The sequence below is a fragment of the Fibrobacter sp. UWR4 genome (assembly GCF_003149045.1).
Taxonomy (GTDB): domain Bacteria; phylum Fibrobacterota; class Fibrobacteria; order Fibrobacterales; family Fibrobacteraceae; genus Fibrobacter.
In genome coordinates this window covers 1-15975 of the sequence record NZ_QGDU01000010.1, presented here as the reverse complement: position 1 = coordinate 15975, position 15975 = coordinate 1, and the positions used below count along the sequence as shown (strand labels likewise).

Genomic DNA, 15975 nt, shown 5'->3' with positions numbered 1-15975 from the left:
CTAGTCTGCGGCATCACAAGTGCCTTGCACTTGCTTTCCTTGCCTCGCTCGTTGAGGGGTACTAAAGTACCTCCTCAATTTGTTATGGTATTGAACTTCTGGTGGAGTTTATTGATTGGGGGCTCCGCCCCTTTGCATCATTTAACCCTTTCGAAGATTACGAGAGAGCGTTCCTGGGTGCTGTTGGGAATGGTGTAGAAATGTTTTTCCAGCAGTTTGTAGCCGTAGTCTTCCGGACAGAGAGTCTTCAACTCATCTGCGGCAGCGGGACCCTTCATGAAGAAGACACGACCGCCAATCTTCAGTGAATTCTGAAGGCGGGGAAACGTCTTTTCCATCAGTTCGAAGGCGCGGCTAATGACGCCATCCACGGGAATGGTCATGCTATGGCTTGTGACCTTATGGCCAAACACATCAATATTCTGCAGGCCCAACTTTTCAATCACCATGTTCAGGAAGTTGATTCGATTGGGGCGGGGTTCGCAAAGTGTCAAGTTGATCTTGGGATTCACGATCTTCAGGGGAATACCCGGAAAACCAGCGCCGCTGCCTACGTCAATCATGCGAGCCGGCCACTTTTCCACGAAAGCGTTAATCAAGGTGCAGTCCGCATAATGGCGTTCCACCATAGTTTCAAAAGCGTTCAGGCGAGTCAAATCCTGGTCTTCGTTATTGGCGCGAATCAACTGGTGGTATTCCCAAATCTGCTTCAGGGTTTCCTGCTGAAGTTCTACACCATAGTAGAGCATCAACTTTTCCAGTCCAGCCAGAGAAGGCGTGACACGTTTGCCGTTGAACAGCGGAAACTCGGTACGGGGAGCCTTCATATGAGGAATGAAGGCACTACCCAGAGCATCAGCACCACGAGCAGGCATGCGAGAAGGAGTTTTACCCCAGGAGCCCTTATTGGGCTTTTTAGACCAGTTTGAATTTGCCATGGCCCAAAATTAGAAATCCATAAAATTTTACGAAAATAAATTGTACAAACAGGGGCAAAACAACGTGTATAGGGAGAGGTCTCCCATGTACATTTCTAGATTCATCTTATTTCTGGTTTTCTTTTTTTCACAAGCATTCCCGTCACTGGCGTCGGATCAGTCCATTGACCAGGCGAAAATTTTTGACTGGTGGGATGACGGTTTGGTTACGGCGGAGGAAGCTTCCGAACTTCTGGACATGATCCAGGACGGGAATTTTGAAGAGGCGTGCCTCCTGTCCCAGGCGCTGGCATTGGAAACATGCGCGGAGAAAAAGACCGCAAAGAAACCATCAAGAAAAACTCCGTCCCTGACGCCGGAGGGCTACGTTTCCTGGACAGCACGAATGGATTCGCTAGGCCATCTGGAACGGCAGTTTACAGATGTGAATATACGGTTTTACCGTTATTCATTGCACCTGGGATCCTTCTCCCAGTTGGCCTATAAAAACGACGGAAGCGAAGCCTATTTCGGACAAATTGCCACCAGGGAATTACACAGCCAGATACCGACGGACACGTTGTGGGGAACCGCATTATCGTATCCCATAGGAGCGTTCCACATCCAGGGAGTTCTGGATACGTCCCTCCGCTGGCAGGGAGCCCTAGGTTTTAATCCCGCAAGGAACGTTACCGTAAGTGCGTTCTACTGGGATGGTTTCCGGACGCCACGGGCGCTTGCATCCGGAGGAGTCCAGCTAAAGTCCCCGTGGATGGAAATGGCCGGCTGGTACCAGCGGGGGCAAGACCTGCCTCTCCTGAAATTGCGTCTCCATCAGAAAACTACTGCAAAGCCTGCTGGCGAAAACATCCCGAAAAGTCCCGATGGCAAACCGCCGCAATTTTCCTGGCAGACTACCGCCTACTTTCACGGAACGGACATTCCGGAAATCGCAAGACTAAGCCCCACCCTCCTGAAGGATCAATTCACCGGGACGCAGCAAGTCACCGCCACCTTCCCCGCCCTATGGAACAGCAGGCTATCCGCAAACGCCCGAGTTTCCATCCCGATAGAAACCGACTCCCTCGGGAATTCGTCCCAGCAGGCGGTTTCGTTAAAAGGCCGCCTGAAAGTTTCCGCAGAATCAGGCCCTAGCCTCCTGCGGGGAATGTTCAGCTGGACCTGCCTGGAAGCCGAAAGCCACTGTCCGGATAACGACCTGCGGGCGAAAGTTTCTTCGCAATATTTCCAGCAATTCACCCTGGAAGGAGCCATCAAGAGCCGCCTTACCCGTGGAGAAGGCTTTTCTATTCCACAGTCCCAGGTATACGTAACCTACCATCCAGCGTCAAAAATCAAGGCCCGTATGGTCCTCCAGTTCCCAAAGGGACTGCCCCAGAAAAACACCCTCATCCGTACAGAAACATCCATCGGCACAAGCCACATTCAAAGCGAAATGGTGGTTACTTTTAGGCGTTTGCAACATCAAAAGTTTCACCCTGTACACGGAATTATCCAGCTAAAATGGCTTTTTTAGTAAAAAAACGGCGTTTTCAGCTTTTGAGCAAAAAACGCCTGTTTACTTCAGTATACAAGAAAAGTACGATTCCACCGCTTACTCCAACTTAGAATATGTATTTTATGGATACCCAAACACAAACACTCCCTTGACGCTCTTTGGTTACCTCCTTTTCCGAAGAGCGTCTTTTTTTATTTTCTCAACCTCGTCATGCTGAGCTTGACTCAGCATCAGCTTTGCCTTAACCTAACTATATTTGTCTCTATGATTATTCCTGCAGTTGTCGGCGCAATTACGTTTTTACCTAGTCTGGGTCTAAATATCGCCCTTGCCCTCGGCGCCCCTCTGGGGATGTACGCCATGAATGGCAAGTACAGGGTCATGCCTAAAGAAATCCGCCCCGCGTTCGTCATGCCCATCATCATGCAGTTTGTAGCCATGTGGTTCCTGCTTACTGCAGGTCACGTCCTACCCGAAGTAGCCTGCAACATTTTGCCTAACATCATTACCATCATCTTCGCATTTTTCTTTGCGTGCTACATGTCCTTTTACATGGCAACCCTGTTTTTCAGCACCAGCTATAAGGAAAAATGGATTATGGGGCCCTTGGCCGTAGTAACTACTATTTGCTACTGGCTTACTGCAACTTACGCTGTAATCGGATAACAAGATGGAAGGTAAGCTGCCTAAGCACAACTTTCAGCGGGACCTGGAATATATTATCCGGGGTTTGCAAAAGCGTGGCGAAGTGCCGCACTTGCTGCTCCACGCCTGCTGCGCCCCCTGCAGCAGCCATTCCATTGAGTATCTGTCGCAATTTTTCAGGATTACGGTTTTCTACTACAATCCCAATATTTCTCCCGACGAGGAGTACCGCCTTCGCGTTGCAGAAATCAAGCGCTTTGTAGCGGAGTTCCCCACGAAGAATCCGGTGACGCTAATTGAAGGACCTTACGAACCCAAGAAATTTTATGAGTTCGTCCGTGGTCTTGAAAATGAACCGGAAGGCGGCAAACGCTGCCGCAAATGTTTCGAGATGCGCCTGGCAGAATCCGCACGTATTGCAAAAGAACTTTGCGCAGATTTCGTTACCACCACCCTTACCATCAGCCCCATGAAGGACGCCCAAGTTTTGAACGACGTGATGGAAGAACAGTGCCAGAAATACGGCGTAAGGCGACTGCCCACGGACCTGAAGAAGAAGGGCGGCTTCAAGCGTTCCACCGAGCTTTCGGAACAGTACCATCTTTACCGCCAGAATTTCTGCGGCTGCGTTTTCTCCCAGCGGGAGGTTAAGGAAAGAGAAGCCCGCGCCGCCGCCAAGGACTCTGCAACAGTGCAATCTGAAACTGTCGCAGAAAATTAAAGCAAATAGCTGACGCCGGCAAATCCGGACCAGACCATATCCTCTACGCCGCTGCCCTGGAGGTTAACGGCCCCAGCCCTAACACTCCAATGTTTATCCAAGCGGTAACCAACTGTAGTGTACATGGTAAAAATTGTAGGCTCTCTGGAAAGACGCTTATTTTCCAGATCCACATCATACATACTTGCAGAAACTTCTAGACTTATTGAGCCAAAATAAAGAGACGTATAAAAACCTAATAAGGCAGTTCCTGCCGAATGTGAGGTACCTGCAACATCACGAACAGATGGTAAAAGGCCCAGAAGGGATTCATATTCAATTCCCTCATGCTCGTAATCACGGAAATTATTCCAAACGCCTGCGGAAACACCTATTTCAAAATGTTTCGTATTCAATCCTAAAGATGCAAATCCATATACGCCACTATTAAAGCCTAAACCAAGACTCCAAAGTAACGGTCCCGCGCTACCCAGAACTTCTGCGCTTCCATTTACATAGCTGTATTCAAATTCATATTCCAGATTCACTTTACTTGACGCATTATGCTCATCCATCAATTCTCGGCATCTAGAGCCACACCAGTCTGCCAATTCATTATAAATACCGTGAACTTTTTGCGTCGTAGAAGGAGCAGCGTTCACTCCTCCAGAAAAACGATACTTGTATCCCGACGTAAAATTCTCTCCGGCACCGCGCATTTCTGGAGCGGGATTTACCTCTATCTTCGCCCTGGAAAGATGCTCGGCAGCAACAACGCAACCGCTAAGCATAAATGCGGCAATCAAAGCAAATGCAAATAAAACAAGTGTGCGGAACTTCATTATTCTTTTTCCATCTACCAATAAACCTAGCTTATTTTACGTTCAAAGCGAGTTCATTCATCGTGAAAATTTAGGAGTTCGTCGTAAATTTCGCAGCAGAACCGTCAGCGAAAATCATTTGCAATACGCAATCCCTAAAGGTTGTTATTTTAAAAGTTTTTCACGCAGCGAACGGAAGATCCCAGACCATCTATTTCCACACTTTCTAAATCCACATCATCACGTTTGTTTGACAATCTCGCCAAATAGGCATTATCGCCGCTTGGACTGGACGACCAAAAATACGAACTTCCATAATCAAGACCACCGGCATTGTCAAACACTATTTCTTCAGTTTCATTTCTTTCAAAAAATGCGCCTGCAGGTAACACCGAAAATCCAACACCATCTACACCATTACTAGACTCCCATACCGCCGTAGTTTTCAACTTTGCTCCAGCTCCGATATAGTACCAGAAATTTTCATGGTCTTCTACACTTGATGCTACTGAGGTCAATAAAATTTTCCATTCATCATTGTCCGGCAAATGCCACCCTTCTGGACAAGCCTCCAAAGCAGCATTCCACAAATACAAACGGCCATACATAGCGCACGAATCCGCAACATTATCGTAGCAGAAACTGGACGAATCCAGCAAGATAGAAGATGCCCTGCTAGCATAATTCAGATTCTCAGCCATCCAAATTTGATTTCCGATTTTTACAGTTTTATACACTTGCCCATCGCGTTCATCCGTCATTTCATCATAGTCAACATTAGGATTTAAATAGTTCCACGCCGTCTTCTTTTCTTTATTAAGATCCATCAGCTGCTTTACGCACTTTCCAAATTCCTCTTCGTTTCCGCGAGAGTAACGGGTCATCACATCAGGATTTGCATCTGAATAATGGAAGTCGTCCTTATTTTCCGCCTTACACATTTCAGAAGTCACTTTCAAGGTACTGAAATATTCCAGGTGACATTTTGCAGAGCCGCTTGAAAAAGTCAGCGACAAGTGATCATCAAAGGAATGAACAGAATCTATTTTCAGTTCATAGGTCACACCCTTATAAGTAAAGGTTTCGCTTCTATGATCCTGCTTAAGAATCGCCACTCCGTAGCGACCAGGATCAACGGCGTGTTCATCGTAAATGAGATCCGCATAAATATCCATACTGGAATCTTCAAGACTTTCATAGAACATCCACATAAAGAGGGATTGCATATAGTTGAAGTTCTCTTTTTCCAGCACACGGATTTCAATGGAAGCTTCGCCAAAATTCCAGTACATGGTATAGGCAGAACGAGTTAATTGCAGCCAGACTCCCTGAAGTTTTCCAGGGTCGCCGCCAACGAATGTAAGAACCGTAACATTACCATAATAATCCGGTTCTTCATTCAAGGCGGTAAGAGTTAAAGTGTCGCCTGCAAAGCTATAGCGAAACAGACCGCCTGCTAATTGTGTTACACGATTCAAGTCTTCAACCCACTGGTAAGTTTCGCCCTGCTTGACACAGCCCGATTCCTGAACAAGACTAATGGAAATAACGCCTGTCGCAGAAGATTCGGAATGTTCCGTTATTTCATAGGAACCCAAGGCATACTGGCGGGCCATGGCAAATTCCTTCTGCAGATTTACGCCGGAATCGTCTGTGGACCCTGCCATGGGAGGGTCTGACGTGAAGCCGGAACAGCCGCAAAGAATGAGGACCGTCGCAAACACAATCCCAAGAATTTTATTAAGCAAATTACTTCTCATCCTTCTCCTCCAATTTCCGAGTCAGGGGAAACATCTGTAAATTGATTCGGTAAACCCGATCGTAGTCCTTGACTTCCGACACGATGGATTCAATTTTCTTGCGGAACTTTGTCATTTCCTTTGCCACACGCTCATAGGCGACGCGGTCCAGACCCATGGTTATTCCCGACAGGTTCCGTTCCGACCCGTCGAATTCATCCAGGGCATCGGCTGCCAGGTGGGCGAACTGCTTTTGCATGGAACGAACCGCCACATTGATGGCAGCCTTGTGATCCGCATTGTCAACAGGATTGATACCTACATCGGCCTGCTCGTAAGTTACGCGACCATCACTCTCGATTCGTCGCAGAAGCCCCATCTGAACCATTTGATCCAGAGAGTAGCGCACATCGGTGGCAGGTACAGAAGGGCACAGCATGCGGGCCATTTCCAGAGGCTTTGCCCCCGGCATAATGGGAGCCAACTCACGCAACGTGGGATTTATCCAGCTGGAAAAATAGGAGTACGCCTCGCCACCTAAAATACGGACCTTGTTGGCATCTGCCAAACGGCACATTTCACCATAAGCCGCTTGTTTTTCTTCGTTTGTCCGGGCGTCGCAAAATTCCACCATGCAGCAAAAGTATTCCACCTGGTATCCGGTTAGCCCCATGGCTTTGGCAACACTTTCCGCACCAGATTTGCGAAGTCGTGTTTTACCGTCACACACCAGTTTCAAATATCCCGACGAAGCAAAACCGGAGAGCCTGGAAAATTCACGCCACGTAAAAGCGGAAGTTCTCTTACGCTCTTCGTAAAACTCCTGCATATACACGCGATAATCAAGATATTCGACAATGGGTTTCATCAGAACCAGTAACCTATACCCAGCTGAAACTTCAACATTTTATAATAAGAACCGTAGGGTTCGGAATAATCCATAAAATCAAACACAACATTTCCATCACCATCAAATTCTTGTACTGGGATAAAGTAACTATCCGCAAACTTGTCTGCATCAATTAAATCGTTCACGCGGAAAAGCACACGAAAATCAATGAACAGGCCCGATTTAAATTGATGCCCAACACCCATAGCAACATTCACCCCAAAGCGGCTTTCCTCATCGCGATTTCGGTAAGATTCATCCCTCCACCCATCATCCTCATTTTCGATTGTCCCAAGCAACAGCTCAAATACAACGCCCACTTCAAGAAACAGAATGCGAGGAATCCTCCACTGCAAAAGCACGGGAACATTCAGCAAGAAAGCTTGATTATATTCCCAATGTTCTCTACCACAGTAAAAACTTCCTTCACATTTGTCATAAGCGTCCTGCTCTTCCCCGACATCGTAATCAAGAACATCTCCCGCAAGAGCTTCTATATAAACAAAGAAAATCCTATAGTCCAGGCCCACTCCAGAATGCAGGTAAAGATTTTCCGTCAAGCCGTACGCCACATCAAAAGACAACGAACCCCAAGGGCCACCATTGGAAGGGTAATAATCCTTTTCGGAATCCGTGATGACATACATGAGACCTGCACCAAGGCGAGTTCCCAATTCCAACTTGTCAAAACTACTTGAAGAGCTGCTTGCCTCGGCCCAGGCCCCCAACGGCATGAGCAAGGCAAATATGAATGCGACAACGTTTCGCATAAAAGATTCTCCTAACCTTCAAAAATTCACAGGGACTGGCTTGCCCCACATTCAAAAAATAAATTATACGGAGAGCGGTTACAATACATTCAAGAAACAAAAATCGTCTATTTCCGCAAATTTTTAAGCTATTTTGAACATTTTTATGTTTTTACAATTTTCTATGAAACAAGTTGTTTCATGAAAGAACAAAAAAGCCCCGCATTTTTTTGCGAGGCATTTTACTTAGCAATTTAGACGGCGACTGAAACCACGTTGGCGGGAGCTGTTTCTGCTACTCCAATAGGCGACACCATATTTGTCAAGGAATCAAAGTAAAACTTTGCTGCATTTCTCAAACTCCAACAACTTGTTGGAGTTTTGCAGGATACCATATCCAAATTTTTATATATTGAGAGACATGAGTGAAAACACCCAGATTATCTATATGCAGACAAGGCTCGTTCGACTTATGTCCGAAGAAACGGGAGTGTCCATTGCTGCAGTAGCAACCCAGTTCAAGGAACAGGGAGTTTTTCACTATATCAAGCGAATGTGGGACTTGTTCCATATTGAAGGCGACCAGGCGGTTCTTGAAGACATAAGGCAATACCTCAAGTCAAAGGGCGTGTAAAATGCTTGATTTGAATCAGCGAACCATTCTGTACCACGGAAGTTTTTGCGAAGTATCTTCACCTGACTTGTCTAAGTGCGCCAAGTATAAGGATTTCGGTCAAGGTTTCTACCTTACAACAGACAAGGAACAAGCTAAATCCTTTGCAAAGATTTCTACAAGAAAAGCGCAGGAATCTGGAGTAATTCCAACCCAGCAGAATTTTGGAGTTGTGTCTTCCTTTGAATACATACCGGCCAATCTCCGAACCCAAATCTTTTCAACGGCCGATGCCGACTGGCTACATTGCATTGTCGCTCATCGAAAAAAGGGGCTTTTCAATTCCCTTGTTCAGGATTTTGAAAAATACGATATCGTTGGTGGCAAGATTGCAAACGACGCAACAAACATCACAATAACCACCTACATGACAGGGACATTTGGAGAAGTCGGTTCTCAACAGGCAGATGAAATATGCATACGCCTGTTACTCCCCGAACGATTAAAGGACCAGTACTGCTTTAGAACAACAATCGCATTACAGCAACTTGCATTTATCAAAAGCGAGCGTATATGGCAGTAACAAAAGAACAAATTCAGGCCGCAATGGAACTTTTGACAACTATGGTTGTCGAGTCCATTTCCAAGGAAGACCATCTTGATGCAGCCGACGTTTTACCCGATTTTTTGAATTCCAAAACCGGGAAAATGCTCTTTGATGAAAGTCTCAAGCTATGGTGCGAAGGTCCCTCGCACATCGAGGAACTGTATAGAGCCGAGCTACAGAAGGTTCGCGGTTAAGGATTCACTTCAAAATCTTCCTAACGGATTCCAGTCGGTTCAACGCCTCAATCAAGGTTTCGTCCTTCTTGGCGAAATGGAATCGCACCAGATGGTTCACAGGTTCCCTAAAGAAGCTGGAGCCAGGCACTGCGGCGACGCCCACCTTCTTCGCTAAATCCATGCAGAAAAGTTCATCGGGGCGGACCGCGCCGGAGCCGCTCATACCAATTCCAGAAACGGCGCCGAACTCGCCCGCAGCCATGCGGCGGTCATAACCAAATTCGGAGATATCCATCATCACGAAGTAGGTGCCCTGAGGTTCAGTAAAGCGGAATCCCAGATTGCGGAGACCGTCGGTAAACAACTGCTTCATGCGGGTGTAATGAGCCTGAAGTTCCGTATAATATTCGTCGCCGAAATTCATGGCGGTCACAGCCACTTCCTGCATGGTCGAAGAAGCGCCCACCACCGTAAAGTCGTGAACCTTCTTGATGCGTTCCATGATAGGTTCCGGAGCAAGCACATAACCCAAGCGCCAACCCGTAATGGAATAACTCTTGGAGAGGCTGGAACATTCAATGGTACGTTCACGCATGCCGGGAAGCGTTGCCATATAAGTGTGAACGTTAGGTGCAAAGATGATGTGTTCGTACACTTCGTCCGTAATCACGTACAAGTCGTACTTGATGGCAAGATCCGCAATCACCTTCAGTTCGTCGCGGGTAAAAACCTTACCGCTGGGATTCGAAGGATTGCAAAGCACCAGAGCCTTCACGCCCGGCTGTTTCATGGCGTCTTCAAGAACGTTGGGATCAAAGCTAAAATCACTGGGATCCAGCGGAACGTAAATGGGCGTGGCCCCACTCAAGATGGTATCCGCCGTATAGTTCTCGTAGAAGGGCGAGAAAATCACCACCTTGTCGCCGGGATTGCAGACCGACATCATGGTAATCATCATGGCCTCGGTGCTACCGCAGGTAATGACGATTTCCTTTTCCGGATCGTAATGCAGCCCGCTGAAATGTTCCTGCTTGCGGCACACCGCTTCACGGAAATTCCTGGCGCCGATAGTCAGCGCATACTGATGAGGTCCCGTCTTCGCTACTTCTGCCAAGCGGTTCTGCAATTCCACCGGCGGATCAAAATCCGGAAAACCCTGGGAAAGATTGATGGCCCCGCAGCCGTTGGCAATGCGGGTCATGTAGCGGATAACGGATTCTGTAAAATGGTTCGTGCGGTCGCTTAGAGGTTTCATAGCAATGAACAATTAACAATGAGTAATGAACGGAGAAAAATTACAAATAATTGCAAAACACTCGCCGGATTTCCAATGTTTCGAATTACGAAATCCTTTTAAACGTCATCTTTTTTTCGATTTTTGCGTTTTTATTTGCATTTTCCCCTAGAACAATAACTTTTTACAATAAATTGCCCCTAAAAAACGTCACCTTGTAGTTTTTTCATCAATTTTGAATGTATTTTATTTCCGCAAAACAAATTTTAACACACACAAGGAATAAAAATGAAGAATTATTTCGATCTCTCTGGCCAGGTCGCTGTTGTCACTGGCTGCTCTACCGGTCTCGGTGTTCAGATGGCTAAGGCTCTCGCAAACCAGGGCGCAAAGATTGTCGCCATCGCACGTCGTAAGGAAATGATCGACAAGGTCGCAGCAGACCTCGCCGCAGAATATGGCGTCGAAACTCTCGCTGTCCAGTGCGACATCACCGACACCGCTAAGGTCGAAGCCGCTGTTGACGAAATCCTCGCCAAGTTCGGCCGCATTGACATCCTGATCAACAACGCTGGTACCGGCGCTGTTGCTCCGGCAGAAGACATTACCGACGACCAGCTCAACCACGAAATGAACGTGGACCTGGGCGGCACCTTCAAGATGGCTCGCGCCGTCGCCAAGAAGGCAATGCTCCCGGCAAAGTATGGCCGTATCATCAACATTGCCTCCATGTACGGCCTTGTGGGTAACAAGATCTGCGGTTCCGCTCCGTACCATGCAGCCAAGGGTGCTGTCGTGAACCTGACCCGCGCTCTCGCCGCTGAATGGTCCAGCAAGGGCATCAATGTGAACGCAATCTGCCCGGGTTACTTCTACACCCCGCTCACCAAGGAAACTCTCGACACTCCGTTCTTCCAGCAGAATGCTAAGACTATGATCCCGGCAGAACGCTATGGAAACGAAGGCGAACTGGACACCGCTGCAATCTTCCTTGCATCTCCGGCTTCCAGCTACGTTACCGGCATCATGGTTCCGGTTGACGGCGGCTACACCTGCATGTAATCACAGACTGCATTCCCGCGGCGATCTCGTCGCTCCCGACGTCATTCTGAACGAAGCGCTTTGCGCGAAGTGAAGAATCCAGGAAATTAAAAGACGCTCGCAGCAATGCGGGCGTTTTTTTTCAAAGATAGGATTGAAGTCGCCAGGGTCTTGTATTTTAACTTAAGCGATGAGGCGAATAAGAATCATGTAAACAGCAGTCCCTACCGCCATGGAAAGGAACAGCTGGCGGCGCCACAGGTGCATTAGCACCACGGCGGCAATGCCAAAGATTTCGGGAATGCCGCGAGAGCCCTCAAGCCACTGCACATCCTTAAGGCAGTACACCACAAGCATCCCAAAAACAGCAAGGGGCAGGGCCTTGCCCAAGTACTGGATGTATTTTGGCGTAGGCTTTCCTGCAAGGAAAACGAGGAAGGGCAAGGCGCGGGTCATAAACGTAATTACCGCAAGAATCACGATGGTAATAATCTGCTGCTGGGAAGTCATTTGCGGACCTCCTCAAAATAACTAGGTTCCAGCTTCTTGCGGAACGCGGTCAGCATCAAAAGAATCCCAATCATGGCAGGGATCACGAAGTACTGGGAGCCCACAACAAACAAGCTGACAGCAGTGCAGCCAATGCCAATCCACGCCGGACGCAGTTCCTTTTCCTTCAGGAACTGATCCATAAAGATTGCAGTAAACATGGCTGTCACCACAAATTCCAATCCGTGAATGTCAAACTTCAAGAGAGAGCCGAACATGTAACCCATAAAGCCGCCGGAAATCCAATAGAAGTAATCCAGGAAACTGACCAGCAGCATTTCTGTTGCCGTAGCTTCACGAGCATTGTAGTTCACCGCAAAAGTTTCATCCGTAAGCCAGAAAATCAAGAAAGGTTTTCGCCAGCCCATGCCCTTGTAACGATCCAACATGGAAACGCCGTAGAACAAATGTCGGGCACCCACCACGAGGGCCATGCTAGCCGCCGCCAGCGGGTTGAAATTTGCAGCCAGCATTCCCAGGCCCAGGAATTCCGCAGACCCACTAAAGATGAACACCGCCATGCTCAGCGGATACCAATAGCTAAATCCCATGGACTCCGCCAATACCCCATAAGTAATGCCCAAAAACCAGTACCCCGTAAGCACCGGAAGAGATCGTTTGAAAGCGACCCTCAGGGAATTCTTAAATGAAGCTTGGGAATTATTCATGGTAGATGGAATATAGAAAACTATATTTGTACAACTTATCAAAAATTATGGACCGCCTAGAACAACTACGAGATGGAAAGGCTCTCAGCCGAAGCCAGATGCTGCTTTTAATTGGGCAGCTCAGTCTTCCTGCAATTCTAGCGCAAATATCCAACATCGTCATGGAGTATATTGACGCCTCCATGGTGGGGCACCTGGGTTCCAGCGAAGCGGCTTCCATCGGACTCGTTGCTTCCAGCACATGGCTTTTGGGATGTTTGTGCTATGCGGTGAGCCCCGGGTTTACGGTACAGATCGCCCACGCCATCGGTGCCAAGCGAGACGTTCGCGCCCGGAACCTGGTAAAAGTGGGCCTACTTTTCGGTATATGCTTTAGCGCCCTCCTCATGGGTTTCGGCGTTTTCATGCACGACAAGATTCCTGGATTGTTGGGAGCCGACGCAAGCCTTCACCAAAACGCATCCACCTACTTCCTGATTATCGCCCTTGGCCTTCCTGCCATGCAGCTGAATGGAATGGCCGCAGGCATGCTGCAGTGCAGCGGCAACATGAAATTACCCAGCGCCCTGCAAGTTCTCTCCTGCTTTTTGGACGTCATCCTAAATTTCTTCCTGATTTTTGGAACCCGTGAAATTACCGTCGCCGGTATCAGCTTCACAATGCCCGGCGCAGGCCTTGGCGTTATGGGAGCAGCCCTTGGCACCGTCATCACGGAATTCATTATCATGTCGCTGATGCTCTACTTCCTGCTTTTCAGAAGCAAGAGCCTCCGCCTCCGCGCCAAGGAAAAAATTTGTTTCTCTGCAAAACAGATGAAAAAGGCATTCCGCATTTCATGGCCCATCGGTTTGGAGCATCTGGTCATGTGTAGCGCCTACGTGATGTTCACCGCCATCGTCTCCCCCTTGGGAATGGCAGCCATCGCCGCAAACTCATTTGCCATTACCATTGAAAGCTTATGCTACATGCCTGGCCACGGAATCAGTCATGCCGCTACCACATTGATTGGCCAAGGTATTGGCGCCAAGCGTTTTGACCTTGTCTATAAAATGGGATTCATGACGACAGGCCTGGGCATGGTGGTGATGACATTACTCGCGGTCCTCATGTTCATTTTTGCTCCGGAACTTATCGGCCTGTTTACACCCGACGAAGAAATCCGCAGATTGGGTACAGCCATTTTAAGAATCGAGGCTTTCGCAGAACCTTTCTATGCAGCCTCCATTGTTGCCAACGGCGTTTTCCGTGGCGCAGGCAGCACCTTCGTTCCCAGCATCATGAATCTGGTAAGCATGTGGGTCGTGCGACTCCCTCTCGCCGCATTCCTCGTTACAAAATACGGTCTTCGTGGCGCCTGGATGGCCATGTGCCTTGAGCTCTGCTTCCGCGGAACAATTTATCTGATTCGGCTTGCAAGCAAGAAGTACTGTGACGAGAACAGCAAGCTTATCTCAAGTTAAGTCCGACCTATTCAAGGCATTTTTTCATGTTGGAAAGGGTCGCGCCAAGGCCGAGGTCTTTGATGCAGTTCGCTGCGTCCTTGATGTTTGGCGACAAGGAGTCATAGACGGTTTCTAAAGCCTTGTATAAGCTGTCCATCCTTTCTCTTTCCAGGGAATCCTGCGTCGCCTTCATTATGGAGTCGGCCAATGCTTTTGCTACGGAATCCGCCTGCGCTTTTGCAATGGAGTCAGCTACCGCCTGGGCAATTGAATCCTGGGTGGCGATGTTTGCCGTCTTTATGGCTTCGTACTCGCTTTCGCTGATGCGGGTGTATTCCATTTTGTTTTTTGTGACAATCTTGACAAGTCCCTCTTCTGCAGCGTAGTAGAATTTTTCCATGTTGCAGACGTTAGTGTCTTTCTTTGAAGCATCAAAGATCAGGACGTTATGATACGTAGCGTTTCCTACTTTTACGGAGTCCTTGAGCGAAAGGACATAACCGTCCTTTTCGATTGGAAATTTTGGGTCGTCAAAAACGATGTAATCGCTGCCTGAAATGATGGGACGGCAACCTACAGTGATTTTTCCTCCGTATGTCGTAGGATTAAAAGCCAGTGAAACATCTATCGAAGAGTTTCTGCCACGGGCATGGAATTGGAGATTCTTGCTGGAGTCGTCACCGTCGTTTCGTCCGTTTGAAAAGGACTGGTCTATGATGTCGGTCACCCTTAGGGAGTCGGCAATATAGATTAGGGAATCGCCGAATGTTTTTGCGGACGAGAATTCTCTAATTTCCGGTACACTGTAGCGATAGTCGTCGGTATCTGAAGAGCAGGCGAACAAGAGCGAACAAACTAAAAGAGAGAAAAGTTTTTTCATGCTGTCTGCCCCTTATTCTTTTCGTGTAATGTAGGTTCCATCATCGAACTCGATTTTGATGATGCCCTTTTTGACTGTGTAATAAATCTTAGCGGAAGATGGTGTCTGGGCGCTGACGACTGCGACGTTCTTGTATTTTTTGCCGTTGATGACCATTGACTCTATGGGTGTGATGATTTCTCCGGTAAAGGGATTGCTTTTTTCCTTGAAGTCGTTCTCGTCAAGTACAAATTGGTTTCTGCCAATGTTGACACTGATGTTTTGGGGACCGTCGTCATCACCATCCATGGAAAGGTGGATAGATAACATCGGGTAGTCTGACTCTACGATTACGTCGCGAAGGCGGGTTGACCCAGTCCGTGATGTTTCCGAATTACAAGGGATGGAGCGCTCGTTTGGGTAGTCTCTGTAGCCTGCTCGGTAATGCACGTTGTCTTGCACTACAGCCATTTGGAATTCAAAACCATTTGAATGCACAAAGGTGAGTGAATCTCCGAAGTCGTAAGAGCCGAAGTCTTTCTGGAAGCTGCTCAGAGCGTCTGGAAAGTCTAAACAGATTAACGGATCGTCGTCATCGATTGAACATGCCGAGAGAACGAGTGGTAAAGCTAACGCTAGCGAAGAAAATTTCAATAACCCCATGACTCTAATATAAAAAAACATTCCAAAAAAAACAACATAAGTTATTTTCGGCTCTTCATCAACATGTGTGGGTGGCTTCGCCACCCTTTTTTGTTGACTTTCGCCTAAATTAAACAAAAAATGGGCTATTTTCTAAAATTTAAT

General features: G+C 47.7%; 18 protein-coding genes. 8 read left to right on the top strand and 10 right to left on the bottom strand.

Features of this window, described 5'->3' with window-relative positions; genetic code table 11:
- Positions 1-137 precede the first annotated feature (137 nt).
- Positions 138-938: a 16S rRNA (guanine(527)-N(7))-methyltransferase RsmG gene (gene rsmG / locus BGX12_RS05510; protein ID WP_233246272.1), complete on the bottom strand. Its 801-nt coding sequence runs from the start codon at positions 936-938 to the stop codon at positions 138-140.
- An 85-nt stretch (positions 939-1023) separates the two neighbouring features.
- Between rsmG and BGX12_RS05505 the strand changes: the two genes are divergently transcribed.
- The 3 genes from BGX12_RS05505 to BGX12_RS05495 all read left to right on the top strand — a co-directional run bounded on the left by BGX12_RS05505 (position 1024) and on the right by BGX12_RS05495 (position 3802).
- Positions 1024-2454 carry a hypothetical protein gene (locus BGX12_RS05505; protein ID WP_111361589.1) on the top strand — a complete coding sequence of 477 codons (1431 nt, stop codon included), beginning with the start codon at positions 1024-1026 and terminating at the stop codon, positions 2452-2454.
- A 246-nt stretch (positions 2455-2700) separates the two neighbouring features.
- The gene (locus BGX12_RS05500; RefSeq protein ID WP_109735090.1) at positions 2701-3102 is read left to right on the top strand and encodes a hypothetical protein; all 402 of its coding nucleotides are present in this window, start codon (positions 2701-2703) and stop codon (positions 3100-3102) included.
- A gap of 4 nt (positions 3103-3106) precedes the next feature.
- Complete coding sequence (locus BGX12_RS05495; protein ID WP_109735089.1) at positions 3107-3802, top strand: epoxyqueuosine reductase QueH; 696 nt, start codon at positions 3107-3109, stop codon at positions 3800-3802.
- Here BGX12_RS05495 and BGX12_RS05490 read toward each other — a convergent pair.
- The 4 genes from BGX12_RS05490 to BGX12_RS05475 form a co-directional block, all read right to left on the bottom strand.
- Positions 3799-4623 (bottom strand): hypothetical protein, encoded by an 825-nt coding sequence (locus BGX12_RS05490; RefSeq protein WP_109735088.1) that lies wholly within the window; start codon positions 4621-4623, stop codon positions 3799-3801. The two genes, BGX12_RS05495 and BGX12_RS05490, sit on opposite strands and share 4 nt — an antisense overlap.
- 149 nt (positions 4624-4772) lie before the next feature.
- Positions 4773-6362 carry an FISUMP domain-containing protein gene (locus BGX12_RS05485; protein ID WP_109735087.1) on the bottom strand — a complete coding sequence of 530 codons (1590 nt, stop codon included), beginning with the start codon at positions 6360-6362 and terminating at the stop codon, positions 4773-4775.
- Positions 6352-7209: a TIGR02147 family protein gene (locus BGX12_RS05480; RefSeq protein WP_109735086.1), complete on the bottom strand. Its 858-nt coding sequence runs from the start codon at positions 7207-7209 to the stop codon at positions 6352-6354. The genes BGX12_RS05485 and BGX12_RS05480 overlap by 11 nt, the downstream gene beginning before the upstream one ends.
- Positions 7209-8000 (bottom strand): outer membrane beta-barrel protein, encoded by a 792-nt coding sequence (locus tag BGX12_RS05475; protein WP_109735085.1) that lies wholly within the window; start codon positions 7998-8000, stop codon positions 7209-7211. The genes BGX12_RS05480 and BGX12_RS05475 overlap by 1 nt, the downstream gene beginning before the upstream one ends.
- 400 nt (positions 8001-8400) lie before the next feature.
- Here BGX12_RS05475 and BGX12_RS05470 point away from each other — a divergent pair, with 400 nt between their 5' ends.
- The 3 genes from BGX12_RS05470 to BGX12_RS05460 are packed head-to-tail and all read left to right on the top strand — an operon-like array spanning position 8401 to position 9393.
- Positions 8401-8613 carry a DUF3791 domain-containing protein gene (locus BGX12_RS05470; RefSeq protein WP_109735084.1) on the top strand — a complete coding sequence of 71 codons (213 nt, stop codon included), beginning with the start codon at positions 8401-8403 and terminating at the stop codon, positions 8611-8613.
- Position 8614: 1 nt separating this feature from the next.
- Positions 8615-9175, top strand: a complete 561-nt coding sequence (locus BGX12_RS05465; protein WP_109735083.1) for a DUF3990 domain-containing protein — start codon at positions 8615-8617, stop codon at positions 9173-9175.
- Positions 9166-9393, top strand: coding sequence for a hypothetical protein (locus tag BGX12_RS05460; RefSeq protein WP_109735082.1), 228 nt, complete (start codon positions 9166-9168; stop codon positions 9391-9393). The genes BGX12_RS05465 and BGX12_RS05460 overlap by 10 nt, the downstream gene beginning before the upstream one ends.
- A 4-nt stretch (positions 9394-9397) precedes the next feature.
- Here BGX12_RS05460 and BGX12_RS05455 read toward each other — a convergent pair whose 3' ends face one another.
- Entirely contained in the window at positions 9398-10630 is a 1233-nt protein-coding gene (locus tag BGX12_RS05455; protein WP_109735156.1) for a pyridoxal phosphate-dependent aminotransferase, read from the bottom strand.
- Between the two features lie 267 nt (positions 10631-10897).
- Here BGX12_RS05455 and BGX12_RS05450 point away from each other — a divergent pair, with 267 nt between their 5' ends.
- Entirely contained in the window at positions 10898-11671 is a 774-nt protein-coding gene (locus tag BGX12_RS05450; RefSeq protein WP_109735081.1) for an SDR family oxidoreductase, read from the top strand.
- A gap of 162 nt (positions 11672-11833) precedes the next feature.
- On the opposite strand, the gene BGX12_RS05445 is transcribed toward BGX12_RS05450, so the two are convergent.
- A complete protein-coding gene (locus BGX12_RS05445) occupies positions 11834-12160 on the bottom strand; it encodes a branched-chain amino acid transporter permease (protein ID WP_109735080.1) in 327 nt (108 codons plus the stop codon).
- Positions 12157-12867: an AzlC family ABC transporter permease gene (locus tag BGX12_RS05440; RefSeq protein ID WP_109735079.1), complete on the bottom strand. Its 711-nt coding sequence runs from the start codon at positions 12865-12867 to the stop codon at positions 12157-12159. Before BGX12_RS05440 ends, BGX12_RS05445 begins: the two co-directional genes overlap by 4 nt.
- A gap of 47 nt (positions 12868-12914) precedes the next feature.
- Here BGX12_RS05440 and BGX12_RS05435 point away from each other — a divergent pair, with 47 nt between their 5' ends.
- On the top strand, positions 12915-14327 hold the full coding sequence (locus BGX12_RS05435) for an MATE family efflux transporter (RefSeq protein ID WP_109735078.1): 1413 nt from the start codon (positions 12915-12917) through the stop codon (positions 14325-14327).
- Between the two features lie 7 nt (positions 14328-14334).
- Here BGX12_RS05435 and BGX12_RS05430 read toward each other — a convergent pair whose 3' ends face one another.
- On the bottom strand, positions 14335-15189 hold the full coding sequence (locus tag BGX12_RS05430; RefSeq protein ID WP_146196257.1) for a hypothetical protein: 855 nt from the start codon (positions 15187-15189) through the stop codon (positions 14335-14337).
- Between the two features lie 12 nt (positions 15190-15201).
- The gene (locus BGX12_RS05425) at positions 15202-15948 is read right to left on the bottom strand and encodes a hypothetical protein (RefSeq protein ID WP_109735076.1); all 747 of its coding nucleotides are present in this window, start codon (positions 15946-15948) and stop codon (positions 15202-15204) included.
- Positions 15949-15975 lie beyond the last annotated feature (27 nt).